Source organism: Olsenella sp. SW781, from assembly GCF_012027725.1.
Classification (GTDB): Bacteria; Actinomycetota; Coriobacteriia; order Coriobacteriales; family Atopobiaceae; genus Thermophilibacter.
In genome coordinates, this window is record NZ_SJOU01000032.1 from 1 (window position 1) to 1,413 (window position 1,413).

1 protein-coding gene is annotated in these 1,413 nt (G+C 72.0%); it reads right to left on the reverse strand.

The window, feature by feature from the left end:
* Positions 1-56: 56 nt before the first annotated feature.
* Positions 57-1,310 (reverse strand): IS256 family transposase, encoded by a 1,254-nt coding sequence (locus E0L17_RS10855; RefSeq protein ID WP_167931235.1) that lies wholly within the window; start codon positions 1,308-1,310, stop codon positions 57-59.
* Positions 1,311-1,413 lie beyond the last annotated feature (103 nt).

Here is a 1,413-nt window from a genome sequence, read left to right on the forward strand (position 1 = left end):
GGTTGTGTGCCGAATGTTGGTGTCGGGCCACGCCCGTTTCGGCCCGATTGTAGCGCCTAGGCCGCCGCGCGCATCGCCTCCAGCACTATCACCTCCGCCCTGCGCAGCGTCTCCTCGGTGGGCGCGGGGGACTCCGCGTCGCGCCCCAGGTCGCGCATCCCGGCGGCGTCCATGAAGTGACCGGCCGCCCACTCGTCGTTCTGGTCGGCCAGCGCGGCCCCCACCAGGCGCACCAGCGAGCGCGACGAGGGGAAGACCTGCACCGCGTCGGTCCTGCGCTTTATCTCGCGGTTGGCGCGCTCCTGCACGTTGTTGGTGCGGATCCTGAGCCTGTGCTCGGCGGGGAAGGCGAGGTAGGCCAGCGCGTCCTCGCGGGCGTCCTCGAGCAGCTCCGCCGCCCTGGGCTCGAGCCGGCCGATCTCCTCGACGGCCCGGTCGTAGGCGGCCCTCACCAGCGCCGGGTCGCGCTCGCGGAAGACGGCCGAGAGCGCCGCGAGGGCGCGCCCGCGGTCGTCGCGCCTGCGGAAGCGCCCGGCGACGTCGCGCATCAGGTGCGCCACGCAGCGCTGCCAGCAGGACCCGGGGAAGACCTCCCGCACCGCCCGCCTGAGGCCGGCGTGGGCGTCCGAGACCACGAGGGCGACGCCCGAGACGCCCCGGCGCCTGAGGCCCCGCAGGAACTCCCTCCACGACTCGTGGGACTCCACGTCGACGTAGTCCAGCCCGACGTAGCGCCTGGAGCCGTCCTCGCCGGCGGCGATCGCCGTGACCACGGCCCTGCCCTCGACCCGCCCGCCCTCGCGGCAGCTCACGTAGGTCGCGTCGAGCCACAGGTACGGGAAGCGCTGCGAGAACTCGGCCTCGCGCACGGACGCCACGTCGTCGTCGAGCGTCGCGCACATCCTCGAGACCGCCGAGGGGCTGAGCCGCCCGAACTCGAGGTCGGCGGCGGCCCGCTCGATCTTGCGGGTGGAGAGCCCCAGCCTGTAGATCTCGGCTATCGCGCCCACCATCGCCCGGTCGGTGCGCGAGTAGGGCCGCAGGACCTCCTCGGGGAAGTAGCTGCCCTCGCGCAGCCTCGGGATCCTGAGGGTGATCTCGCCGATCACCGTCATCAGGCGGCGCTCGCGGTAGCCGTTGCGGCGCACGCCCTGCTCGCCGGCGACCTCCTCGACCGCCATCTCCATCGCGGCGTTGACGCAGCCCTCCACGAGCCCGACGGCGAGCCGCCTGAAGTCGATCGTGCCGTCGGCGGTCATCGGCATGTCGGCCAGCGCCATCGGCGCCGCACCCTGCTGTAAAGTGTCCATGTGGTCATCTCCCAAGTCTCTGTCAGCGTGGTAACTGAAGATTCTAGGCGGTGGCCACACCCCTTTTCAGGGGTGCTCTGACACCAACGTTTGGCACGCGATC

Excerpts from the sequence above, each read along its gene's own strand:
- E0L17_RS10855 (WP_167931235.1), bottom strand. The coding sequence starts at position 1,310 with ATGGACACTTTACAGCAGGGTGCGGCGCCGATGGCGCTGGCCGACATG.